This window comes from Lutibacter holmesii (assembly GCF_042679665.1).
Lineage (GTDB): Bacteria > Bacteroidota > Bacteroidia > Flavobacteriales > Flavobacteriaceae > Lutibacter > Lutibacter holmesii.
This window is the reverse complement of the sequence record NZ_JBHTMV010000006.1, coordinates 107,923-128,708: the sequence shown is the minus strand read 5'-3', so window position 1 is coordinate 128,708 and position 20,786 is coordinate 107,923. Positions and strand designations below refer to the sequence as shown.

The window sequence follows — 20,786 nt, the reverse complement described above, 5'->3', positions numbered from 1 at the left end:
ATAAAATTAAAATAAGGTATTTAATAAAATTGTAAAACTTCAACCTATTAATTACTTTTGCATCACTTAAATAATATAGAATAACATGGGAAGAGCCTTTGAATTTAGAAAAGCAAGAAAAATGAAACGTTGGTCAGCAATGGCAAAAACATTTACTAGAATTGGTAAAGACATTGTTATGGCCGTTAAAGAAGGAGGTCCAAATCCTGAAACTAACGCGCGTTTAAGGGCTGTAATTCAAAACGCTAAGGCAGCTAACATGCCTAAAGACAATGTTGAAAGAGCTATTAAAAAAGCTTCTGATAAAGATACTGCCAACTATAAAGAAGTGCTATTTGAAGGTTATGCACCACACGGTGTTGCTGTTTTAGTTGAAACTGCAACAGATAACAACAACCGTACAGTAGCAAATGTTAGAGCAGCTTTTAGCAAATGTGATGGTAATATGGGAACTTCAGGTTCTGTTGCATTTATGTTTGATCATACTTGTAATTTCAGAATTAAAACTGAGGATTTACAACTAGATTTAGAAGAGTTTGAACTAGAACTTATAGATTTTGATGTTGAAGAAGTGTTTGAAGATGAAGATGGAATTATGGTTTACGCTCCTTTTGAACAATTTGGAGCACTTCAAAATTACTTTGAAAAAAATAATATTGAAATTTTATCGTCAGGTTTTGAAAGAATTCCTACTACAACAGTAAAACTTGGTGAAGAGCATCAAGCTGATGTTGAAAAACTACTAGAACGTTTAGAAGAAGATGATGATGTACAAAATGTATATCACTCAATGGAAATGTAAACATGTTTTTAGCTGGCTTAAAAAAATCTGAATTAAACTGCAAAACGGTTTCAAAAGTAACATGCCCAAATTGCAAAACAAACAATAATACCGTTGTTTTTGTTTTTGGGTATTACAAACATTTACTGCAAATTCCCTTTTTAGCTGGTGCTAAATTTGGAAAATCTGTTTGTAGCAATTGCAATCAAACATATGAATTTGATGAAATGCCAGACGCCATAAAACTAGCTTATTTTGAATTGAAAGAAATTACTAAAACTCCGTTTTGGTTTTACATTGGAGCCATTATAATTAAAGTTTTAGTTATCATTAAAATTATTAGCAAGTACTACTAATAAGCTTTATTGTTTTAATTCTGTTTATTTTTTGAGTAGGCGTTTCAATAAATTTTTGAAGAAAAAATACATTTTTAGGAATTTCAAATTTCGATATTGTTTTTAATTGCGAAATTTGACCCAATAAATTTTCTTGCTTTTCACCTTCTACAAACAGCACTAATTTTTCGCCTAAAATTGCATCAGGAATTCCGGCCACAAAAAACCGATTAGCCAGTAATTCTGATATTTTAAGTTCAATTTGTTCAGGAATTAATTTAATTCCTCCAGAATTAATAATGGTATCAAACCTTCCTAACCATTTAAATTCATCCTCTGAGATAATTTCAACCAAATCATTGGTTACAACTTTTTCATAGGAAAGTTTTGGTGCGTTTATTACCAAACAACCTCTTTGATCTAAGTTTATTGAAATGTTAGGAAGCAATTTATAAAAAGACTGAATCTCTCGCTTTTCAGTAGCTTCAGTAAAGTTATTTAATTTTTTAACCGCAATATGTGTAATAGTTTCTGTCATTCCATACGTTGCAAATATGCTTGTAGGTATGCTTTGAATTTTATGTTCTAATTCTTTTGATACCACACCACCACCAACAATTAACTGCTTTACTTTATGCATCTCATTTAATGAATTATGCATTTGTAAAGGTACCATAGCACAAAAATCATACACTGTATCAATTCCATTTATAGGATTTGAAACAGGAGCAATTACATCTAAACTCCAACCTAAAGTAAGTGCTCTAACCAACATCATTTTACCGGCAATATAATTTGCTGACATACACAAAAGTGCCTTTGTTCCACTATTTAAATTAAAAAAGCTACCGGTAGCTTTAGCACTATTTATCATATGTGCCTTTTGAAGTTGAATTAATTTTGGTGCACCTGTTGTAGAACCTGACGTTTTAACTTCAACATACAAGTTATCATTAAACCAATCAATTAAAAACGCGTGAATATCTTCTGAAATAGATTTAGAAAATACAATTAACTCATTTACCGAATAAAACGATTTACGTTGAAGTTTAAATGCAGAATGAAATGGTTTTGAAACGTTCATTTTAAGTTTATTATTAACCAATAAATTTTAAGCTATAAACCTATCTTCATCAAATACAACAGGTTTTCTTATTACGCCAAACATTTTTTCTTTCCAATTTTTCCATCCATACTTTTTTGAAAACACATAAATAATAATTGGATATAAAACAATTACTGGAAGAAACAATACAATATCTACCTGAGGTTCAGAAATATCAATAAATAAAGCTTCTGTTTGAAATGCTGCCCAATCTGCCGTTACCAAAACAGCAGCAAAAATATTATTAGCCGCATGAAACCCCAAAGAAAGTTCAATTCCTTCATCCATTATTGCAAAAATTCCTAACAACAAACCAGTTCCAATATAAAAAACCATCGTAATGTAACCTAACTTTTCAACTTCAGGATTTGCACTATGTAATAATCCAAAAATAACTGCTGTTAAAACCAAAGCTATAAAACCTCTTTTAAACCAAGTACCAAAACCTTGTAGTAAATAACCTCTAAACAAAACTTCTTCCATACTAGTTTGTAAAGGCAATAATAAAAATGAAATTAGCACTAAAATGGTAAAAGGAACCAACTTAAAATTCAAAACATAATCTTCAGGAAAAACCAAATAACCAATTAAAAAAGAAACCAATCCCATTGCTCCCCACGTACAAAATGCGAACATAACTCTGCTCCAATCAATTTTAGATCTACTTGTAATTACAGTTAATATAGCGCGTTTATGAATAAATTTTACACCAATTAACAAAAACACCAAGCCAGCAAAAAAGGTGAAAATCATTAAAATTAAATACAAATTAGAATTAATTCCCAAGGTCATAAAACTATCATTTGCAGCGTTTAAAAACTCGCTCATATTTTCAGAATGATTGTAAGCAACGCCAACTAACGGAATAATCCCTATTAATTGCCAACCAAAAAACATTAAAAATATGGTAGCTATATATGCCAACCAATCATTATTTCCGTTATAAGCTTGTTGTATAAATTTCATAAATTATAAAATATTAAACCTCCAATTTTTACTGTTATTATAAATCAAACATCCGTTTTCAACTTGTAAAGGGCTCTCTACATTATTTGTAAATAAGTTTCCTGTTCCCAAACCTTGAGGCATACCGTTGTTTAATGAATAGGTCCATTGTGCAATTGCATTTAAACCAATATTACTTTCTAATGCTGAAGTTATCCACCAGCCAATTTGATGTTTTTGTGCCAATTCAATCCACGCTTCACTTCCTTTAATTCCTCCAACTAAACTAGGTTTTAAAATAATATACTGCGGATTAATTATTTGTAGTATTTCTTGTTTTTTTGTTACATCAAATACCCCAATTAATTCTTCATCTAAGGCAATTGGTAAAGGTGTTTTTGAGCATAAATTAGCCATTTCTTCTACTTGACCTTGCCTTATTGGTTGTTCAATTGAATGTATTTCAAATTCAGACAATCGCTTAAGTTTCTCTAATGCTTCTTTAGGATGAAATGCTCCATTTGCATCAACTCTCAATTCAATTTCTTTGGAAGAAAAATGAGCTCTAATACTTTTTAGTAATTTTAACTCTGCATCAAAATCTATAGCACCAATTTTCATTTTTATAGTTGAAAAACCTGCTTCTAACTTTTGTTGAATTTGCTCTTGCATAAAAGCCTCCGTTCCCATCCAAATTAAGCCATTAATTTCAATTGGCTTTTTAGATTCAGTGAATTCAGAAGGAAATAATTCGAAAGGATCGACACTTTTAAAGGATAATAAAGCTTGTTCTAATCCAAATTGAATGGAAGGAAACTCTTTGAGCGCTTCTAATAAATCAAACTTATTTTTATGAATATTCTTGCAAAGCCATTGTAGCTTTTCTTCATAATCTGGTCTATCATCAACGCTTAAACCTTTAAAAACAGCACATTCACCAATTCCATAAGAACTACCATCTTCAATTTTTAAAAAATACGTTTCTTTCGTTTTTAATATTCCACGTGATGTTCCGCTAGCTTGTTTAAAAATTAAACTGTATTTTTTGAATGTTGCTTTCATTATAATTTAAAAGTCGAAAATTACAACTATTTAAAAATTTGATCACCATAAAGTGTTGAAAACTCTATTTCTTTTTCCATCGTTCCAATTTTGGAATTCCTTTTGAAAATACACCTGCAAACAATTTCATAAAACCTCCCATTTCTTTTAACTGTTGTTTTACAAAAGCTTGCATTTCTAAAGCGGTTATATTTGGTTGTATAAACTCACCATCTTCGTAACAATAACTACAATACTTATAGCTTAATGTACCGTCAGCATTTTTACCACCACCTTTTCCTTTAGGATCTTTGTTTAAAGGCATTGCGCAACTTTGACAGTTTTTAAATGTTTTCATATGTTAACCTTCTAAAATTTCTTTTAATTTATTTAAACCGTACTCAAAATCTTTACCTACAGATTTGTCCATATTCATAAACAACATCATGATACTTATAGGAAATTTGTTTTCACCTGAAAAACCCCAAACTACTTTTGTGCTACTTTCAGCTTCAAAAACCTTTAAATAAGCATTTGAAGTAGACTTAAATGGCTTTAAAAATCGTAACTCTGATTTTACTTCTTCATTTTCAATAACAGCTGTAATTTCTTGTTCTCCCTCTCCAACTTCTTTATTTCCAACCCAAGCAGATACAAAACCAACTTCACCATCGGTTCCTGTAAACGTTTTTTTCATAGCTGGATCCTTTGCTGCCCAAGGCGACCAATTATCTTGATTTTTTAATAATTTTAAATAGGCATACACTTCAGGCAATGGTTTTTCAATAATAATACTTCTGCTTACATTGTAATTTTTAGGTGCTATTATTGCTAAAATAAGTACCAGTAAAATTAAAATGATAAGGATGTAAAAAAAGGTAGTCATAATTATATATTTTTAGTTAGTAATGTTTTTATTAAAAGCTAAATTTTAATATTACCTCCTATTGGTAATAAAATCAATTCTTTTTTTGCTTTTGAAAACTGCTCAATAGCAGTGTTATGATCAATTTTTATATAGCCAAAAGTATCAAAATGATATCCTAAAACTTTACTACAATTTAAAAATGTACTTGCTTTTAAGGCTTCTTTAACTCCCATTGTAAAATTATCTCCAACAGGTAAAACGGCTAAATCTAATTCTCCAATAATATCAGGTATCAGTTTCATATCATAGGTTAAAGCAGTATCTCCTGCTATATATAATCTATGATGGCTGGTTTCTATTACAAAACCTCCAGGCTGCCCACCGTAACTTCCGTCAGGAAAAGAACTAGAATGTATTGCGTTTGTATAATGTACAGTCCCAAAATCAAAATCCCATTTTCCTCCGTGATTCATTGGGTGACCTTCAATACCTTTTGCTCCAAAATAACTTACAATTTCGTAATTTGAAATTACTTTAGCACCTGTATTTTTTGCGATTGTCTCTACGTCTAAAATATGATCTTCGTGTGCGTGTGTTATTAAAATGTAATCGGCTTTTAATTTTGTTATATCAATTTCTGAAGCCAATTCATTTCCTGTAATAAACGGATCTACTAACAAGGTTTTATCTTTGGTTTCTATGCTTAAACTTGCGTGCCCTAAATAAGTGATTTTCATAATGATGTTTTTTTAGAATGGTACAAGCAATTTAACCAAAATATTTCACAAAAAAAACCACGGAAAAATTGCTCTTTCCGTGGCCAACAAACAACTAAGTAACAATTAAAAACTGTACTTAACAAATACTGTAAAGTTTCTTCCTGGTTCGTAAATTTTACCTGAAAGTGTGTTTGAATTTGCATATGAGTAATTTAAATGCTCATAATAAGCTTCATCAAATATATTTAATAAAGAAGCTCCTATTGAAAGGCCTGCAACTGGTTCATATCCTGCTCTAAGATCTATGGTTGTAAATCCTGGGCTTTCTTCTTCCATAAATGATGTTGAAACTCTATTTTGTTTTGAAACCAACCTAGAATTTAAAGCAAAAAAGTAATTACTTTTTTCATACTTTAATCCTAAAATTGCCATAAATGGAGGTATTTGAGGTAGCGGTTCATCTAAATCTTTATTTTGAGCATATGTGTATGATAAATTTGAAGTAAACATTAATTTATCTGTTAGGTTAACATTTACAGTTAACTCTGCTCCTGTTTGCATAGCTTTGTCAAGATTGATAAACTGTTTTGCCACCACAGGTGGAACCGAAGGCATAAATTTACGTGGAATATCAGGATTCACAACTGCTGAAATATAATCTTGTAAAAACGAATAAAAAACAGAAGCACCTAATTCAACAAATGTAAAATTTTTCATAAAAGATAATTCAATTTGATTATTTACTTCTGGCTTTAAATAAGGGTTTCCAACGTACTCATATGCATCTGACCCAACATTAAAATGATTGATATAACGTTCAATCATAGATGCCGTACGCACACCTCTTCCTAAAGCAAATTGTGCTTGAAAATCGTTTTTTTGATATTTTAAAGATGCATTTCCACTAATATTTACTTCATTTTGATCTTTTATATTTCCACCATATAAGGCTTCAAAATCGGCTGCTGGATCATCAATTCCTGTTGTAATAAAATCACTTCTAACACCGGTTGTTAAAACTAAATTATTGGCAACTTTAAAATTACCTTCAACAAAAACACCAAAATCATTTAACCTAGCGTCTTGCCAAATTTTATCAACAAACGTTTTTGGAGTTGGTAACACATTTCCATTCATTACTTTAACAACTCTAGTTCTATTTCCTTCTCTTCCAATTAAATTTGCATCAACTCCAGCGTAAATTCTAGTTTTTTCAGAAGGACGTAAAACTAATTCCATTTTCCCTCCAGAAGTCCAAGATTCAACTGGTGAACTTGCATCTGTCATTTTAAAACTAGGACGATCTTCATTGGTCATTAAATGATCTACATACGAGTAAAATACCTTTACTGAAAAGCTTTCTATTTTGTTTGAAATTTCTTTTAATTTATAATCAATTCCTCCTAATAAACTATTATCGTACGGCGAATCCATTGGCAAACCAGCGTGCATAATATCACTTGCAAAAGATTGTCTCCACGTAAATTGTATACGTTGGTTTTTAGTTGGGTCAATACCAATTTTTGCTGAATAATCAACAGTTGTAAAAGATGAAGGTACTTCAGTACCGTTACCATCTTCATAATTTCCAAAATCTCTATATGAACCGTTCACGTGCACATCAACTTTATTAGCGAAATATGAAAATGAGACTCCGCTTACCAAATTTCCTCCATTTGATTCATATCCAGATTGTAAACTTCCAAAAAATCCATTTTCAGAAGTCCCTCTGGAATTGGTTACTATATTTATTACTCCACCAAAATTTTGACCAAAACGAACCGTAAAAGGTCCTTTTACAATTTCAATTTTCTCAACTTCTTCAGGAATTACATGTGTTGTAATAGGATCCATTCTATTTGGACAAGCATTTAAAATTTTCATTCCTCCATCGTATTGCACATTCAATTGCTCATATTTAAAAGAACGAAAAACAGGCTCAGAAGCGTAAGCTCCACGCTTTACAATTCCAAATCCTTTAATGTCTTTGAATAAATCTCCAACACTTCTAGGTTGAGTTACACGTTTAATTTGATCTACAATAACAACAGATTGTGAAATATCTGCAAGCGGGTTCGCAGAAACTATAATTTCATTCAATTGTATTTGGCTTGGTTGCAGCTTAACAACAACACCGGTTTTTAAAACTAATTTTACAGGTACATAACTTAGGTGCGTAACTTCAACCTCATCACCTTCATTAGCCATTAGTTCAAACTCTCCGTTTGCATTTGAAACTGCAAATATTTTTGTGTTTAACAACTTTATAGTTGCAAATTCTATTGGTGTATTTAATTTTTCATCAACAATTCTCCCTGTAATATTTTTTGTTTGTGCGTGTGTTATCCCCACAATTAAAAATGCTAAAATAATTAGCAATATATATTGTTTCATTTTCTAATATTAAAATTTGATTTTTAAAGGCTTTCTAGTTATTTAACTTCTATTTACGCAAACACACCCCATTTTAAGAGCTATAAAATTTTATAAAAAGAAGAAAAAACACAATTAATTACCACAATGCATAGCACATTTTTATTGAAACAAAACTCTAAACTTTTGTCAATAACAATTATAATTGAAGTTCAAAATCTTGAAGTTCAACAACTACGTAGTTAGGTAATATTTTTTTAAGAAAGTAACCGTGGAGGTTTAAAAAGTGAATTCAAATATTCTTGCGAATTTTGATTTAAAGGTAACATAATATTTTTATACCCTATAACATCAAAATCTTTTACATTATATGTAAACTGCCCTAATGGACTAACTGGGTAATCATCAAAATTAATTTGCGGAATGGTAGAATTATGATCGTGAGAATCATGAGTTACTTTTTTTAGCTGCTTTTCTAAATAACATTTACCATTACACGCTAAAAAAGGTTTATCTCTATTTTCGCACAATACTGTAGCAATATAATCATAATTTGCATGGTATTCTATAATAGGAATTATTGGCCTAATCATAGCCAACAAATACAATAAATAAAATAGTATACCAAAAAATTGATTTTTCATTAGTGCGCTTATTACAGCAAATATAGTTTTTTAGTATGACTCATTCTATAAATTACAACTCAAAAGAGCTTAACAATAAACCTAATCCAAAAAGTATTGAAAATAAAAATGTACTTAAAGCTAATTTTTTAAGTTCTGGATCTAATAATTTAGGGAATTTATTATAAAAAACTACTTGAAAATGCTTTGCAATAGGAATGTAAGCCAATAAAAACAAAAATTGAAATAGCGATTTGTATTCAATCATTATATACAATAAAGCAACTAATAATGAAGCAATTAATAAATAGTAATGATAATACTTCCCAAATTCAGTACCTATTTTAACAACTAATGTGTTTTTCCCTGATTTTATATCAGATTCTCTGTCTCTTAAATTATTTAAATTTAAAACACCCACACTTAACAAACCTACTGAAATAGCTGGTAAAAAAACAGTATAATTTATGTGCTTTGTATATAAATAATAACTTCCACAAACACTTAACAATCCAAAAAACAGAAACACAAATACATCTCCAAAACCACTATATCCATATGCTTTTTTTCCCATTGTATATTTAATGGCTGCAACAATGCTCATTATTCCTAAAATAAAAAAAATGAATAAATTTAGAAAGTCATCTTTTCCAAAAGAAGTATAGATTAAAGCTAAAGCTAAAACAAATGTGATTCCAATACTAATTTTTATAGCTGAAAGCATTTGATTTGGTGTAATTGCTCCACTTTGTATTGCACGTTTTGGACCAATTCTGTCGTTATTATCAGTTCCTTTTACACCGTCTCCATAATCATTAGCAAAGTTTGAAATAATTTGAAAACCAGTAGTAGTACACAAGGCTAACACACAAATTATCCAATTAAAAAAACCTTCAGATGCAGCAATAAAACTACCAACAATAATTCCTGAAAGAGATAAAGGTAACGTTCTTAAACGCGCAGCTTCAATATAATTTTTAATCATAAAAAAATAACACTATGAATTTACAATTACAAATCTTCTGCCTTAGCAATTAACTCTGCAATATCTAAAACTTCAATACTTTCTTCTTTGTCTGTTGCTTTTACGCCGTCAGTCATCATAGTATTACAAAACGGACAACCAGTTGCAATAATATTAGGTTGTACATCAATAACATCTTCGGTACGCTCAACATTAATGTCTTTATTCCCTTTTTCAGGTTCTTTAAACATTTGAGCACCTCCAGCGCCACAACATAATCCGTTTGTTTTACAACGCTTCATTTCAACTAATTCAACATCTAATTTTTGAATTAAGTCACGCGGAGCTTCATAAATATCATTTGCTCTACCTAAGTAACACGGGTCATGAAAAGTAATACGCTTTCCTTTGTATTTTCCTCCTTCAATAGTTAATCTTCCATCATCTAATAATGATTTTAGCAACTCTGTGTGGTGCACCACTTCGTATGTTCCACCTAATTGAGGATATTCGTTTTTAATGGTGTTAAAACAGTGAGGACAAGCTGTTACAATTTTTTTTATTTCATATCCATTCAACACTTCAATGTTAGCCATTGCTTGCATTTGAAATAAAAATTCATTCCCAGCACGTTTTGCGGGATCTCCTGAACAGCTTTCCTCAGTACCTAAAACAGCAAATTCTACATTTGCTTTGTTTAAAATTTTAACAAAAGCTTTTGTAATTTTTTTAGCTCTGTCATCAAAACTTCCAGCACAACCTACCCAAAATAATACTTCGGGATGTTTTCCTTGTGCTGACATTTCTGCCATAGTAGGTACTTTCATATTCTGTTTGTTTTATTATTCGTGTTTACCGTCGTCAAAAACTTCAATAGTTACTTCTTTGGCAACTAAATCTGTAAATTGACCTCTATATCTTGTTGCTTTTACTAAATGATTGTCAATCCAGTGGTAGTTTCCACCACGAGGTTTCCCCATTAATAAACTATGGAATTTAAATCCGTGTTTATTTAACCATTCTACAGTTACCTCTCTGTGCTCTTCGGTTCTTGACGTAAAGAAACAAATAATATGTCCTTCATCAAACCATCTGTTTAAGGTTGCTAAAGCATCAGGAAAAGGCAAGCAAGTAGACATTCTTTCTGGCTCTTCGTTTGGAACATCTTCTGTGATGGTACCATCAATATCAATTAAATAATTTTTAATTCCTTCAGGTAAAATAGGACTAATATGTAATCCATCTTCAACTTTATCACTTAAAAGTTTTTCAACATCTTCTTTTTTCATTCTAATTGTTTTTAATTTTTATAGTTATGTTATTCGTCTTTCCAATTTAATCTATCCATTTGGTTGTATTGCCAAGGAGCTCCATTATTTTCAATATTGGTCATCATCATATTCAATTCTTGTGGTGCAGCTGATTGTTCCATTACCAAATACCTACGCATATCAACAATAATTGAAAGCGGATCAATATTTACGGGACACTCTTCAACACAAGCATTGCAACTTGTACAAGCCCATAATTCTTCTGGTGTAATATAATGGTTTAGTAATTGTTTTCCATCATCTTTAAATTCACCATTTTTATCTATATTTTTTCCCACCTCTTCTAACCTATCACGTGTTTTCATCATAATAGCTCTAGGAGAAAGTTCTTTACCGGTTTGATTTGCAGGACAAGCTGAAGTACAACGACCACATTCTGTACAAGTATATGCGTTTAGTAATTGCACCCAATTTAAATCTGTAACATCACTTGCGCCAAATTTTTCTGGAATGTCATTTTCAGAACCTTCAGGAGCTGCCGCAAACGGATCGGCACTTGGATCCATCATTAATTTAACTTCATTGGTAACAGATTCTAAATTTGTTAATTGTCCTTTTGGATTTAAATTCGCAAAATAGGTGTTTGGAAAAGCCAAAAGTATGTGCAAGTGTTTTGAATAGTATAAATAATTTAGAAATATTAAAATCCCTGCTATATGCAACCACCACGCTGTGCGCTCCATATAAAAAAGTGTTGCAGCATTAAAGTTTTCAAAGAAAGGAACTAAAAATTGACTTATAGGGTTTCCTGTATCTATTTGCTGAAAAGGAACATCTGTTGCATTCATAACTAAAAACAAAGACATTAAAACCATTTCAAAATATAGAATATAAAGTGCATCATTTTTTGGAAAGCCTTTCATTTCCTTATTCCAAAAACGAGGAATTCTAAGCACCATTCTTCTAATCCAAAATATGGCTACAGAAACCAGCACCAACAATGCTAAAATTTCAAAAGAACCTATTAATATTCCGTAAAAGTCACCCAAAACTCTTAATACACGATGCGTACCAAAAAGCCCGTCAATAATAATTTCAATTACTTCAATATTAATAATTAAAAAACCTACATATACAATTATATGCAATATACCTGCAATTGGCCTTTTCACCATTTTTGATTGCCCTAAGGCAATCATTAGCATATTTTTTAAACGATCATCCTTTCTGTCGGTCCTATCTATACTTTTACCAAGTTTAATATTTCGACTTAACTTTTTAATATTTCGAACAAAAAATCCAACTCCTAAAAAAAGAAGAACTGCAAACAGTATGTTATCTATATAATTCATACAATTTAATTATTGATGGTTCCAATTATTTTCTTCTGAACTATTATTTGGAGAAAGTCCTAAAATATCACCTTCAGTAGTTACACCTAAACCTAAAACAGTTCTATTTGCATAATTAAAATATGCTGTTACTTGGTTTATTTCTAACACTTCGCCACTTGTAAAACCTTCTTTTAATAACAAGTCTATTTCATTTTTTGAAACCAAAAACGGATTTAAAGTGAGCAATTTAGCGTAATTTAATGCCATCTCATATTTGTACTCAAATATTTCACAAAATTGTTCAGATTGTAAATTTAACTGAATTTGGTTAAACTTTTGATTATCATTAAGTAATCTTTTTAAACCTTTAGAATGATGCGCTACACAATAATCACATTTATTAAGTATACTTACATACACACCTATAGTTTCTAAAAACCATTTTGGCAGCGTATTATTACTATTATGTAGTACGTTTTTATAAAGTGCCATATGACCAGACATAGTGTGCGGACGTAAACTATGCGCAAGCATAATATTATCTACATTATTGTTTGGCCCTTTTACTCTATTGTATAATTTTTTGAGTGTACCTGAAGCTTTGTTGTATGGAATTACATCAATCCAACTCATAAAAACAGCTATTTTTCTATAGGTTCATCCTCTTCTGGAACATAACCTTTATCTTTTTTTCCGAAAACTGAAAAATTCACAAAACGTTTAGGATGTAATTTTACTTCACGCAACAACTCTTCTAATTCTTTTGAAGCGTTTGTTAAATTTATATACATTTCATCATCCGTTAATAGTTTTCCCATTGAACCATCACCTGATTCTAAATTTGTTAAAATAACATCTAAACTTGCAATAGACGATTCTAAATTTTTAATGGTAGTTCCAAAATTAGCATTAACCAATGTATCAGATAATTTTGCCAAGTTATTTGTCATAACCTCAGCATTTGTTAAGGTACTTTCTAATTGATCTCCATTTTTTTGAATCATATCATCTAAAGACAATGTTAATTTTTCAAAATTCAAAATTGTGGTGCTTAAACGTTCTATACTTAATTTAATATGCTCTCTTGCTTCAACATCTAACGTATTGTTTAAGCCTGTCATTAACGAATCTGCACTTACAATTACATTTTCAACTTTTGCTTGTAGCGGATTTAACTTCTCTGTAACCGATGAAAATATATCTGATTCAATTTCTCCTTTTAAATAATCTCCAGGTTCAGCAGTTTCACCATCATAAGAAGGAATAATTGCTAATGATTTACCACCCATTAAACTAGCACTGTAAATTTTAGCAATACTATTTTTTGAAAATTCAAATTCGTTTTCAATACTAAATTCAACAATTAAATGTCCACGTTTATTTGGGTCTTTATTAAAAGTTATATCTACAACTTTACCTACATCAACACCGTTTATAGTTACAACACTTGCAGTATTTAGCCCTTGAACATTGCTATATTCAGTAAAATATGTCTTTATTTGACCGTCAAATAAATTCAGTCCTTTCATAAAGTTATAACCCCATATAAATAAAGCGATTACACTTATTGAAACAATACCTGTTTTTAATTCTCTAGAAATTTTCAAAATGCTTATTTTAGTAAGAGCAATAATACTAATAATTTTTGGGAGTAATCAAAAAACCATCTATGATTTTTTTAATACCTCATCTACTGAAACTTTCTTACCATCTTTAAAAGCCACAATAAATGCAGAAGAATACCCTTTAGATTTGGCTAATTTTTGAGCTTGTTTAATTTCATTAAAATCAGAAGTGTTTCCTAAATAGTACTTGTAACTATTCCCAACTTTTACTCTTTCAATTCCTTTTATACCTTTGAAATTATACGATTTTGGCTCTAATTTTCTAGTTCCTGAAGCAACTTGTACTTTAAATACAACATTTGAATTAATAGTGTTAGAAGGTGTTTCTACTATTTTTTCTTCACTTGTGTTTAGTTGCAAATTATCACCATTAACAGTATTTAATGTTAATTGATTGTAGTATCTCATAATTCCATCATAAATAGATTTTGAGAATTTTTTTTGTCCTGCTGAAGACCCTAAAAATGTACCTTCTGCTTTGTTAGTTATAAATCCTGTTTCAATCAATACACTTGGCATATATGTTTGATGTAACACCACAAAACCAGCTTGTTTTACACCTCTATCTTTTCTTTTTAAATCTGATGAAAAACCATCTTGCAGCATACTTGCCAACAAAATACTTTGATCTAAATACTCTTCTTGCATTAAAGTTAAACCAATAATAGATTCAGGTGAATTTGGATCAAACCCTTTGTAGTTTACTTTATAATTGTCTTCTAATAATATTACCGAGTTTTCTGCTTTGGCAACTTCAAAATTTTGCTTATTTGCGTGCGTACCTAATGCCCAAGTTTCAGCTCCTGAAGCTTGTGTATGATGTGCATTACAATGTATAGAAACAAATAAATTAGCATCGGCCTTATTTGCAATTTTTCCACGTTGTTTTAAACCTATAAAAACATCTGTTTTACGTGTATACACCACTTTTATATTTTTCTCATTTGACAATAATTTGCCAACCTCTAAAACAATTTTTAGCGCAATATCCTTTTCTTTATAATTTTTATATCCAACTTTACCTGGATCTTTTCCTCCGTGCCCAGCATCAAGCACCACAATAAAGTCTTTATTTTGCGCTTCAACCACATTATTTACACCTAAAAATGTAATAATAAATATAAAAAACAGTTTAAAATTTAAGCTTATTCTAAATTTAGAAAAGAGTAGTGAGTTCATCAATTATTTTAATTATTTTTGTCTGCTGTAATTTGGTGATGCAATTATTGAGCCATACATTTACAACCGTTAAAATTATGAATAAATTTAATAAGCTAATTTAAAAAAAACTTATGGTTTCAGCTCAATTTTAACCATATTTTGTAAAAAAATCATTATTATAATACGTTGTAAAAACATATATTCATTTTTGCTATTGGTTGTTGCTGTTTTTGGTATCAACCTTGGTTTGTATTCGCAAGAAATTAAACAAAGTTCAAGCATAGAAATTCCTGCTTCAAAAATTGACACAACAAACGTTTTCACAAAAGACACTATTGCCAACCCAAAAATTGATAGTCTAGACGTTGTTGCAAAAGATAGTATTGTTAAACCAAAGGAAACACTTGAAAGTATCATAAATCATTCTGCAGACAGCTTAATTAGACAAGACATAAAAAACAATAAAATTTTATTATACGATAATGCGCATGTACATTATGGTGATATAGATTTAGTAGCTGGTTTTATTGAAATTGATAACAACACAAATATAGTAACTGCCAAAGGAATTAAAGACAGTATAGGCGAGTATACACAGTTACCAATTTTTACACAAGGAGCCGAATCTACCACACAAGATTCAATTATATTTAATTTTAAAACTGAAAAGGCCAAAATTTTTGGTCTAAGAACTGAGCAAGAAGGTGTTATAATTAAAGGTGCAGTTACAAAAAAAGAGAATGATAGTGTAATTTATGTTAGAGATATTAGATTTACTACTTCAGACAAAACAAATCCTGATTACTATATAAAAACCGACAAAGCAAAAATTGTACCTGATAAAAAAATTGTTATTGGTTTTAGTAATTTAGTTATAAAAGATGTTCCAACACCCTTATTTTTACCATTTGCTTACATTCCTTTAACCGAAGGAAGATCTTCTGGTTTTTTAATGCCAACTTGGGGTGAAAATAACGAACAAGGTTTTTTCTTACAAAATGGAGGATACTATTTTGCAATTAATGACCACGTAGATTTGGCCGTGTTAGCCGATATTTACACCAATGGAAGTTGGGGTATTAGAACAGAGTCTAGCTATGTTTTTAAATATAAATTTAGTGGTAATTTTAGCTTCAGGTATGAATATTTAATTAATGGACTTAGAGGTTTTGATGATTATTCAAAATCTACAAATTACAATATTAGTTGGAGTCATAGCCAAGATTCAAAATCAAGCCCAAACACAAGATTTTCAGCATCTGTAAACTTAGGAAGTAGTAAATATTATAAAGAATCGCTAAATGAGTATAACAACAATTCATTTTTAAATAACACGTTAAGCTCTTCTATTTCTCTTTACAAAAAATTAGTAGGCACACCGTTTAGCATTTCTGCATCAGCTACTCATTCTCAAAATACAAATACTGAAGTTATTTCCATGTCTTTACCTTCTTTATTGGTGAATATGGATCGTATTTATCCATTTGCTCCAAAAGTGGGTGGTAAATCTAATGCTTTTACCAAATTAGGGTTAACTTACTCTTTAAAAAGTGATGTACGTTTTAATACAACCGATGAGTATTTTTTCAAAAAAGAAATGTTTGACAGCGCTAATCCAGGAGTTCAACAAAATGCATCCGTAAATACAAATTTAAAATTACTGAAATATTTTACTGTTTCTCCAAATGCCAACTATAAAGAAGTTTGGTATTTTGATAGAATTAACAAAACCTATGACCAAACCGAAGACACCGTAGTTACAGATACAATTCAAGGTTTTAATTCTTTTAGAGAAGTTTCAGCAGGTGCTTCGCTTTCAACAACAGTTTATGGAATGTTTAAATTTAAAAAAGGAAATGTAGAAGCCATAAGACACGTTATGAGACCTTCCGTTTCATATAGCTACAGACCAGATTTTGAATTTTGGGAAGAAGTTCAGCAAAGTGATGACCCGGAAGATTTTTTAGATTACTCACCTTTTGCAAATGGTATTTATGGTAATCCAGGACGTGGTATTTCAAACAGTTTAAGTTTTTCTTTAGCCAATACACTTGAAGCCAAAGTAAAATCTAAAGATTCTACTCAAACCGAAGCCAGGAAAGTAACTTTACTTAACAATTTAAACTTTAGCACCTCCTACAATATGGCCTCCGATTCTATGCGTTGGACACCCGTAAGAATGAGTGCAGGTACCTATTTGTTTAATAAAAAAATGCAAGTAAATTTAAATGCTACTTTAGATCCTTATGCTTTAAGTATAAACGGAACTAGAATTAATACAGCAAATATTAAAAATGGAGGTAGCCTTTTTAGACTTACAAATGCCGGTTTAACAATGAATTACTCCTTTTCTAGTAAGGACACCAAAGGAAAAGATAATAAGAGAGAACAAAATGCTATTGATAATAATTCTGATGGAATTTTTGGAGAAAGGTTAAATGTAAGTAATGATAGGCGAGATAATGATAACCAAACAGAAACCAAAGTAGCTAAACTTTACTCTGCCAGATTTCCTTGGACTTTAAAAGTTGCTTACGCCATAAATTATTCCAATTCAAACCGACAAAATGAAATCTCATCAAACTCAATAATGTTTTCAGGTGATGTAGAGCTTACCCCAAAATGGGATGTTGGAGTCTCTTCAGGGTACGATTTTGAAGGAGGTGGATTTAGTTATACACAATTAAGATTTGCAAGAGATTTAGATAGTTGGAAAATGTCTTTTAACTGGGTTCCGTTTGGAGATAGACAAACTTATTATTTCTTTATTGGTATTAAATCATCTATGCTAAGTGATTTAAAATATGATCAAAGACAATTACCAGACAAAGTTTTATTTTAATTTTATAGTATGAAAAAAATAATAAACACTAAAAACGCACCAGCTCCAATTGGGCCGTACAACCAAGCAATATTAACAGGAAATACATTATTTACATCAGGTCAAATTGCATTACACCCAACAACAGGAGAATTGGTAAATTCAACTATTGAAGAAGAAACCAAACAAGTAATGGAAAACTTAAAAGCCGTTTTGGCCGCTGCTGAAATGACTTTTGAAAATGTTATAAAATCTTCAATTTTTATTGCCAACATGAATGACTTTGGAAAAATAAACGAAGTATACGGAAGTTATTTTAATGCTGAAACAGCACCTGCACGTGAAACTGTTGAAGTTGCCAACTTACCAAAGTTTGTACAGGTTGAAATTTCAATGATTGCCGTTAAGTAATTAAATTGCTTTAATTAACAACTCAGCAGTTGCCGGGTTTGTAGCTAAAGGCACATCATGTACATCGCATAAACGCATTAACATTGCAATGTCTGGTTCGTGAGGATGCATTCCTAAAGGGTCTCTAAAAAAGAAAACCATATCGGTTTTTCCTTCAGCAACTCTTGAAGCAATTTGCGCGTCACCGCCGTAAGGACCTGATAAATATTTCACTACGGTTAAACCAGCCTTTTCGGCATGTTTACCAGTTGTACCAGTAGAAATTAAATCAATTTTTTTAGCAATAATTAAAGCCTTAAAATCCATTAAAAATTGAACCATTTCGGTTTTTTTACCATCGTGTGCAATAATTGCTATTTCCATAGTTTTTAATTTATAGTTTATTTCACTTAAAGTGATGCTGAATACTGGATTAAATCTACAATTTTATTTGCATATCCAAACTCATTATCATACCAAGCTATTAATTTGTAAAAATTAGAATTCAATTCAATACCTGCGTTAGCATCAAAAACAGAAGTTCTTGACTCTGAAACAAAATCTTGAGAAACTACGGCATCTTCTGTATATCCTAAAATTCCTTTCAAATCATTTTCAGAAGCATATTTCATAACACTTTTAATTTCAGCATATGATGTTGATTTCTTTAAACGTACCGTTAAATCAACCAAAGAAACATCAACAGTTGGTACTCTAACAGCCATTGCTAACAATTTACCTTTCATTGCCGGAATAACCGCTAACAATGCCTCTGAAGCACTTGTTGAAGTAGGGATCATATTATTTAAAGAAGCTCTTCCTCTTCTCCATTTTTCTGATGGTCCATCAACCGTATTTTGACTCGCTGTTGTTGAGTGAACTGTTGTAACTAAACCTTCAACAATTCCAAAATTATCTTCCAATACTTTTATAACTGGAGCTAAACAATTTGTTGTACAAGAAGCATTAGAAAAAACAGCGTCGCTCTTCAATAATTTTTTATGATTTACACCCATCACAAACATTGGAGCATCTATTGAAGGAGCTGAAATAGCTACTTTTTTAGCACCTCCATTTAAATGCAAGGCAGCTTTATCTTTTGATGTAAAATTCCCTGTAGCCTCTATAACAAAATCAACATTTAAGGCATTCCAATTTATATGCTCAGGATTTTTTTCTGAAGTTACACGAATGAACTTTCCATTTACAATTAACCCGCTTTTTGATGTTTCTATACTACCGTTAAACTTTCCATGAACCGAATCATATTTTAATAAATATGCTAAATGTTCAACAGAAAGCAGGTCATTTATAGCAACTACTTCTATTAAATTACGTTCAATTATAGCTCGGAAAGCCAGTCTCCCAATTCTTCCAAACCCATTTATACCTATCTTAATCATTACAATTAAATAGACATAATATCACTTACTCTTAATAATTCTTTATTAATACTATGATGCTCTTTTATAGCTTTTGATAAAACAGTGGTTTCAATTTTATTATCTATAATTCCAACCATTAAATTTGTTTGACCATCTAATAAAAGTTCTACAGCTTTTACACCTAACCTACTTGCCAATACACGATCGTAACAACTTGGTGAACCTCCTCTTTGCATATGCCCTAAAACAGATACTCTAACTTCATATTTAGGCATGTTCTCTTCAACATAATTTGCCAATTCAAACACATTTTTACCAATTTTATCACCCTCAGACACCACCACAATACTAGACGATTTTCCTGAACGTCTACTTCTTTTTAAAGATTCTAACAAACGCTCTAAACCTAAATCTTCTTCTGGAATTAATATTTCTTCAGCTCCTGCCCCAACACCTGCATTTAACGCAATAAAACCTGCATCACGCCCCATAACTTCAACAAAAAACAATCTATTATGCGAACTTGCAGTATCTCTAATTTTATCTATTACATCAACAACAGTATTTAATGCAGTGTCGTATCCAATGGTGTAATTTGTACCAAAAATATCATTATCAATAGTTCCTGGAATACCAATACAAGGAAATTTATACTCATCATTAAACACCATTCCTCCTGTAAAAGTACCATCACCTCCAATAAGAACAATACCATCCATACCAGCTTCTGTAATGTTTTTATATGCTTTTGCTCGTCCTTCAGCTGTTCTAAAATCTTTTGAACGAGCCGATTTTAACACAGTTCCTCCTCTGTTAATAATATTACTAACATCTCTAGATGTTAATGGTTCAAAGTCTCCTTCAATCATACCTTGGTAACCTCTGTAAATACCAATACACTCAATGTTATAGTATGAACAAGAACGCACTACAGCTCTAATAGCAGCATTCATTCCAGGAGCATCTCCTCCTGAAGTCATTACCCCAATTTTTTTAATTTTTTTTCCCATTAGTAAAATTTCTATCTTAAAAAATTATTTTTTAT

At 30.7% G+C, this 20,786-nt stretch carries 22 protein-coding genes; 4 read left to right on the top strand and 18 right to left on the bottom strand.

The genetic code is table 11. From position 1 onward, the window contains the following. The first annotated feature begins 85 nt into the window (after positions 1 to 85). A complete protein-coding gene (locus tag ACFQ5N_RS12240) occupies positions 86 to 802 on the top strand; it encodes a YebC/PmpR family DNA-binding transcriptional regulator (RefSeq protein WP_386809874.1) in 717 nt (238 codons plus the stop codon). Positions 803 to 804: 2 nt separating this feature from the next. Continuing rightward, entirely contained in the window at positions 805 to 1,137 is a 333-nt protein-coding gene (locus ACFQ5N_RS12235; RefSeq protein ID WP_386809873.1) for a hypothetical protein, read from the top strand. On the opposite strand, the gene ACFQ5N_RS12230 is transcribed toward ACFQ5N_RS12235, so the two are convergent. The 15 genes from ACFQ5N_RS12230 to ACFQ5N_RS12160 all read right to left on the bottom strand — a co-directional run bounded on the left by ACFQ5N_RS12230 (position 1,121) and on the right by ACFQ5N_RS12160 (position 15,163). Further along, entirely contained in the window at positions 1,121 to 2,200 is a 1,080-nt protein-coding gene (locus ACFQ5N_RS12230; RefSeq protein WP_386809872.1) for an AMP-binding protein, read from the bottom strand. The genes ACFQ5N_RS12235 and ACFQ5N_RS12230 overlap by 17 nt on opposite strands. 27 nt (positions 2,201 to 2,227) lie before the next feature. Further along, complete coding sequence (locus ACFQ5N_RS12225) at positions 2,228 to 3,187, bottom strand: CPBP family intramembrane glutamic endopeptidase (RefSeq protein WP_386809871.1); 960 nt, start codon at positions 3,185 to 3,187, stop codon at positions 2,228 to 2,230. A 3-nt stretch (positions 3,188 to 3,190) separates the two neighbouring features. Next, entirely contained in the window at positions 3,191 to 4,228 is a 1,038-nt protein-coding gene (locus tag ACFQ5N_RS12220) for an o-succinylbenzoate synthase (protein ID WP_386809869.1), read from the bottom strand. Positions 4,229 to 4,292: 64 nt separating this feature from the next. Continuing rightward, a complete protein-coding gene (locus ACFQ5N_RS12215; RefSeq protein WP_386809867.1) occupies positions 4,293 to 4,565 on the bottom strand; it encodes a zinc ribbon domain-containing protein in 273 nt (90 codons plus the stop codon). A 3-nt stretch (positions 4,566 to 4,568) separates the two neighbouring features. Next, a complete protein-coding gene (locus ACFQ5N_RS12210) occupies positions 4,569 to 5,093 on the bottom strand; it encodes an SRPBCC family protein (RefSeq protein ID WP_386809866.1) in 525 nt (174 codons plus the stop codon). Positions 5,094 to 5,131: 38 nt separating this feature from the next. Continuing rightward, entirely contained in the window at positions 5,132 to 5,812 is a 681-nt protein-coding gene (locus ACFQ5N_RS12205) for a metal-dependent hydrolase (protein ID WP_386809865.1), read from the bottom strand. Between the two features lie 105 nt (positions 5,813 to 5,917). Beyond that, a complete protein-coding gene (locus tag ACFQ5N_RS12200; protein WP_386809864.1) occupies positions 5,918 to 8,188 on the bottom strand; it encodes a TonB-dependent receptor domain-containing protein in 2,271 nt (756 codons plus the stop codon). Positions 8,189 to 8,424: 236 nt separating this feature from the next. Beyond that, positions 8,425 to 8,811 (bottom strand): hypothetical protein, encoded by a 387-nt coding sequence (locus ACFQ5N_RS12195; protein ID WP_386809863.1) that lies wholly within the window; start codon positions 8,809 to 8,811, stop codon positions 8,425 to 8,427. A gap of 52 nt (positions 8,812 to 8,863) precedes the next feature. Continuing rightward, positions 8,864 to 9,775, bottom strand: coding sequence for a 1,4-dihydroxy-2-naphthoate polyprenyltransferase (locus tag ACFQ5N_RS12190; protein ID WP_386809862.1), 912 nt, complete (start codon positions 9,773 to 9,775; stop codon positions 8,864 to 8,866). A gap of 26 nt (positions 9,776 to 9,801) precedes the next feature. Then, positions 9,802 to 10,581 carry a (Fe-S)-binding protein gene (locus ACFQ5N_RS12185; protein WP_386809860.1) on the bottom strand — a complete coding sequence of 260 codons (780 nt, stop codon included), beginning with the start codon at positions 10,579 to 10,581 and terminating at the stop codon, positions 9,802 to 9,804. A 15-nt stretch (positions 10,582 to 10,596) separates the two neighbouring features. Then, positions 10,597 to 11,043, bottom strand: coding sequence for an LNS2 domain-containing protein (locus tag ACFQ5N_RS12180; RefSeq protein ID WP_386809859.1), 447 nt, complete (start codon positions 11,041 to 11,043; stop codon positions 10,597 to 10,599). Between the two features lie 29 nt (positions 11,044 to 11,072). Then, a complete protein-coding gene (locus ACFQ5N_RS12175; RefSeq protein WP_386809858.1) occupies positions 11,073 to 12,377 on the bottom strand; it encodes a 4Fe-4S dicluster domain-containing protein in 1,305 nt (434 codons plus the stop codon). Between the two features lie 9 nt (positions 12,378 to 12,386). Then, positions 12,387 to 12,992 carry a carboxymuconolactone decarboxylase family protein gene (locus tag ACFQ5N_RS12170; protein ID WP_386809857.1) on the bottom strand — a complete coding sequence of 202 codons (606 nt, stop codon included), beginning with the start codon at positions 12,990 to 12,992 and terminating at the stop codon, positions 12,387 to 12,389. Between the two features lie 8 nt (positions 12,993 to 13,000). Then, the gene (locus tag ACFQ5N_RS12165) at positions 13,001 to 13,966 is read right to left on the bottom strand and encodes an MlaD family protein (RefSeq protein WP_386809856.1); all 966 of its coding nucleotides are present in this window, start codon (positions 13,964 to 13,966) and stop codon (positions 13,001 to 13,003) included. A 60-nt stretch (positions 13,967 to 14,026) separates the two neighbouring features. Further along, positions 14,027 to 15,163 carry an N-acetylmuramoyl-L-alanine amidase family protein gene (locus ACFQ5N_RS12160; RefSeq protein WP_386809855.1) on the bottom strand — a complete coding sequence of 379 codons (1,137 nt, stop codon included), beginning with the start codon at positions 15,161 to 15,163 and terminating at the stop codon, positions 14,027 to 14,029. Between the two features lie 190 nt (positions 15,164 to 15,353). Here ACFQ5N_RS12160 and ACFQ5N_RS12155 point away from each other — a divergent pair, with 190 nt between their 5' ends. Then, positions 15,354 to 17,987, top strand: coding sequence for a putative LPS assembly protein LptD (locus ACFQ5N_RS12155; protein ID WP_386809854.1), 2,634 nt, complete (start codon positions 15,354 to 15,356; stop codon positions 17,985 to 17,987). Between the two features lie 9 nt (positions 17,988 to 17,996). After that, complete coding sequence (locus tag ACFQ5N_RS12150) at positions 17,997 to 18,377, top strand: RidA family protein (RefSeq protein WP_386809853.1); 381 nt, start codon at positions 17,997 to 17,999, stop codon at positions 18,375 to 18,377. Here ACFQ5N_RS12150 and ACFQ5N_RS12145 read toward each other — a convergent pair whose 3' ends face one another. The 3 genes from ACFQ5N_RS12145 to pfkA are packed head-to-tail and all read right to left on the bottom strand — an operon-like array spanning position 18,378 to position 20,751. After that, positions 18,378 to 18,740: a methylglyoxal synthase gene (locus ACFQ5N_RS12145; protein WP_386809852.1), complete on the bottom strand. Its 363-nt coding sequence runs from the start codon at positions 18,738 to 18,740 to the stop codon at positions 18,378 to 18,380. A 26-nt stretch (positions 18,741 to 18,766) separates the two neighbouring features. Continuing rightward, on the bottom strand, positions 18,767 to 19,765 hold the full coding sequence (gene gap, locus ACFQ5N_RS12140; protein ID WP_386809936.1) for a type I glyceraldehyde-3-phosphate dehydrogenase: 999 nt from the start codon (positions 19,763 to 19,765) through the stop codon (positions 18,767 to 18,769). Next, positions 19,765 to 20,751 (bottom strand): 6-phosphofructokinase, encoded by a 987-nt coding sequence (gene pfkA, locus ACFQ5N_RS12135; protein ID WP_386809851.1) that lies wholly within the window; start codon positions 20,749 to 20,751, stop codon positions 19,765 to 19,767. Before pfkA ends, gap begins: the two co-directional genes overlap by 1 nt. Positions 20,752 to 20,786 lie beyond the last annotated feature (35 nt).

What these genes read in the sequence shown, in the direction of transcription:
- ACFQ5N_RS12150 (WP_386809853.1), top strand. Translation starts at nt 17,997, where the DNA reads ATGAAAAAAATAATAAACACTAAAAACGCACCAGCTCCAATTGGGCCG.
- ACFQ5N_RS12205 (WP_386809865.1), bottom strand. Translation starts at nt 5,812, where the DNA reads ATGAAAATCACTTATTTAGGGCACGCAAGTTTAAGCATAGAAACCAAA.
- ACFQ5N_RS12230 (WP_386809872.1), bottom strand. Translation starts at nt 2,200, where the DNA reads ATGAACGTTTCAAAACCATTTCATTCTGCATTTAAACTTCAACGTAAA.
- ACFQ5N_RS12175 (WP_386809858.1), bottom strand. Translation starts at nt 12,377, where the DNA reads ATGAATTATATAGATAACATACTGTTTGCAGTTCTTCTTTTTTTAGGA.
- ACFQ5N_RS12180 (WP_386809859.1), bottom strand. Translation starts at nt 11,043, where the DNA reads ATGAAAAAAGAAGATGTTGAAAAACTTTTAAGTGATAAAGTTGAAGAT.
- ACFQ5N_RS12240 (WP_386809874.1), top strand. Translation starts at nt 86, where the DNA reads ATGGGAAGAGCCTTTGAATTTAGAAAAGCAAGAAAAATGAAACGTTGG.
- ACFQ5N_RS12215 (WP_386809867.1), bottom strand. Translation starts at nt 4,565, where the DNA reads ATGAAAACATTTAAAAACTGTCAAAGTTGCGCAATGCCTTTAAACAAA.
- ACFQ5N_RS12185 (WP_386809860.1), bottom strand. Translation starts at nt 10,581, where the DNA reads ATGAAAGTACCTACTATGGCAGAAATGTCAGCACAAGGAAAACATCCC.
- ACFQ5N_RS12170 (WP_386809857.1), bottom strand. Translation starts at nt 12,992, where the DNA reads ATGAGTTGGATTGATGTAATTCCATACAACAAAGCTTCAGGTACACTC.
- pfkA (WP_386809851.1), bottom strand. Translation starts at nt 20,751, where the DNA reads ATGGGAAAAAAAATTAAAAAAATTGGGGTAATGACTTCAGGAGGAGAT.
- ACFQ5N_RS12235 (WP_386809873.1), top strand. Translation starts at nt 805, where the DNA reads ATGTTTTTAGCTGGCTTAAAAAAATCTGAATTAAACTGCAAAACGGTT.
- ACFQ5N_RS12190 (WP_386809862.1), bottom strand. Translation starts at nt 9,775, where the DNA reads ATGATTAAAAATTATATTGAAGCTGCGCGTTTAAGAACGTTACCTTTA.
- ACFQ5N_RS12220 (WP_386809869.1), bottom strand. Translation starts at nt 4,228, where the DNA reads ATGAAAGCAACATTCAAAAAATACAGTTTAATTTTTAAACAAGCTAGC.
- ACFQ5N_RS12210 (WP_386809866.1), bottom strand. Translation starts at nt 5,093, where the DNA reads ATGACTACCTTTTTTTACATCCTTATCATTTTAATTTTACTGGTACTT.
- ACFQ5N_RS12200 (WP_386809864.1), bottom strand. Translation starts at nt 8,188, where the DNA reads ATGAAACAATATATATTGCTAATTATTTTAGCATTTTTAATTGTGGGG.
- ACFQ5N_RS12160 (WP_386809855.1), bottom strand. Translation starts at nt 15,163, where the DNA reads ATGAACTCACTACTCTTTTCTAAATTTAGAATAAGCTTAAATTTTAAA.
- ACFQ5N_RS12225 (WP_386809871.1), bottom strand. Translation starts at nt 3,187, where the DNA reads ATGAAATTTATACAACAAGCTTATAACGGAAATAATGATTGGTTGGCA.
- ACFQ5N_RS12145 (WP_386809852.1), bottom strand. Translation starts at nt 18,740, where the DNA reads ATGGAAATAGCAATTATTGCACACGATGGTAAAAAAACCGAAATGGTT.
- ACFQ5N_RS12195 (WP_386809863.1), bottom strand. Translation starts at nt 8,811, where the DNA reads ATGAAAAATCAATTTTTTGGTATACTATTTTATTTATTGTATTTGTTG.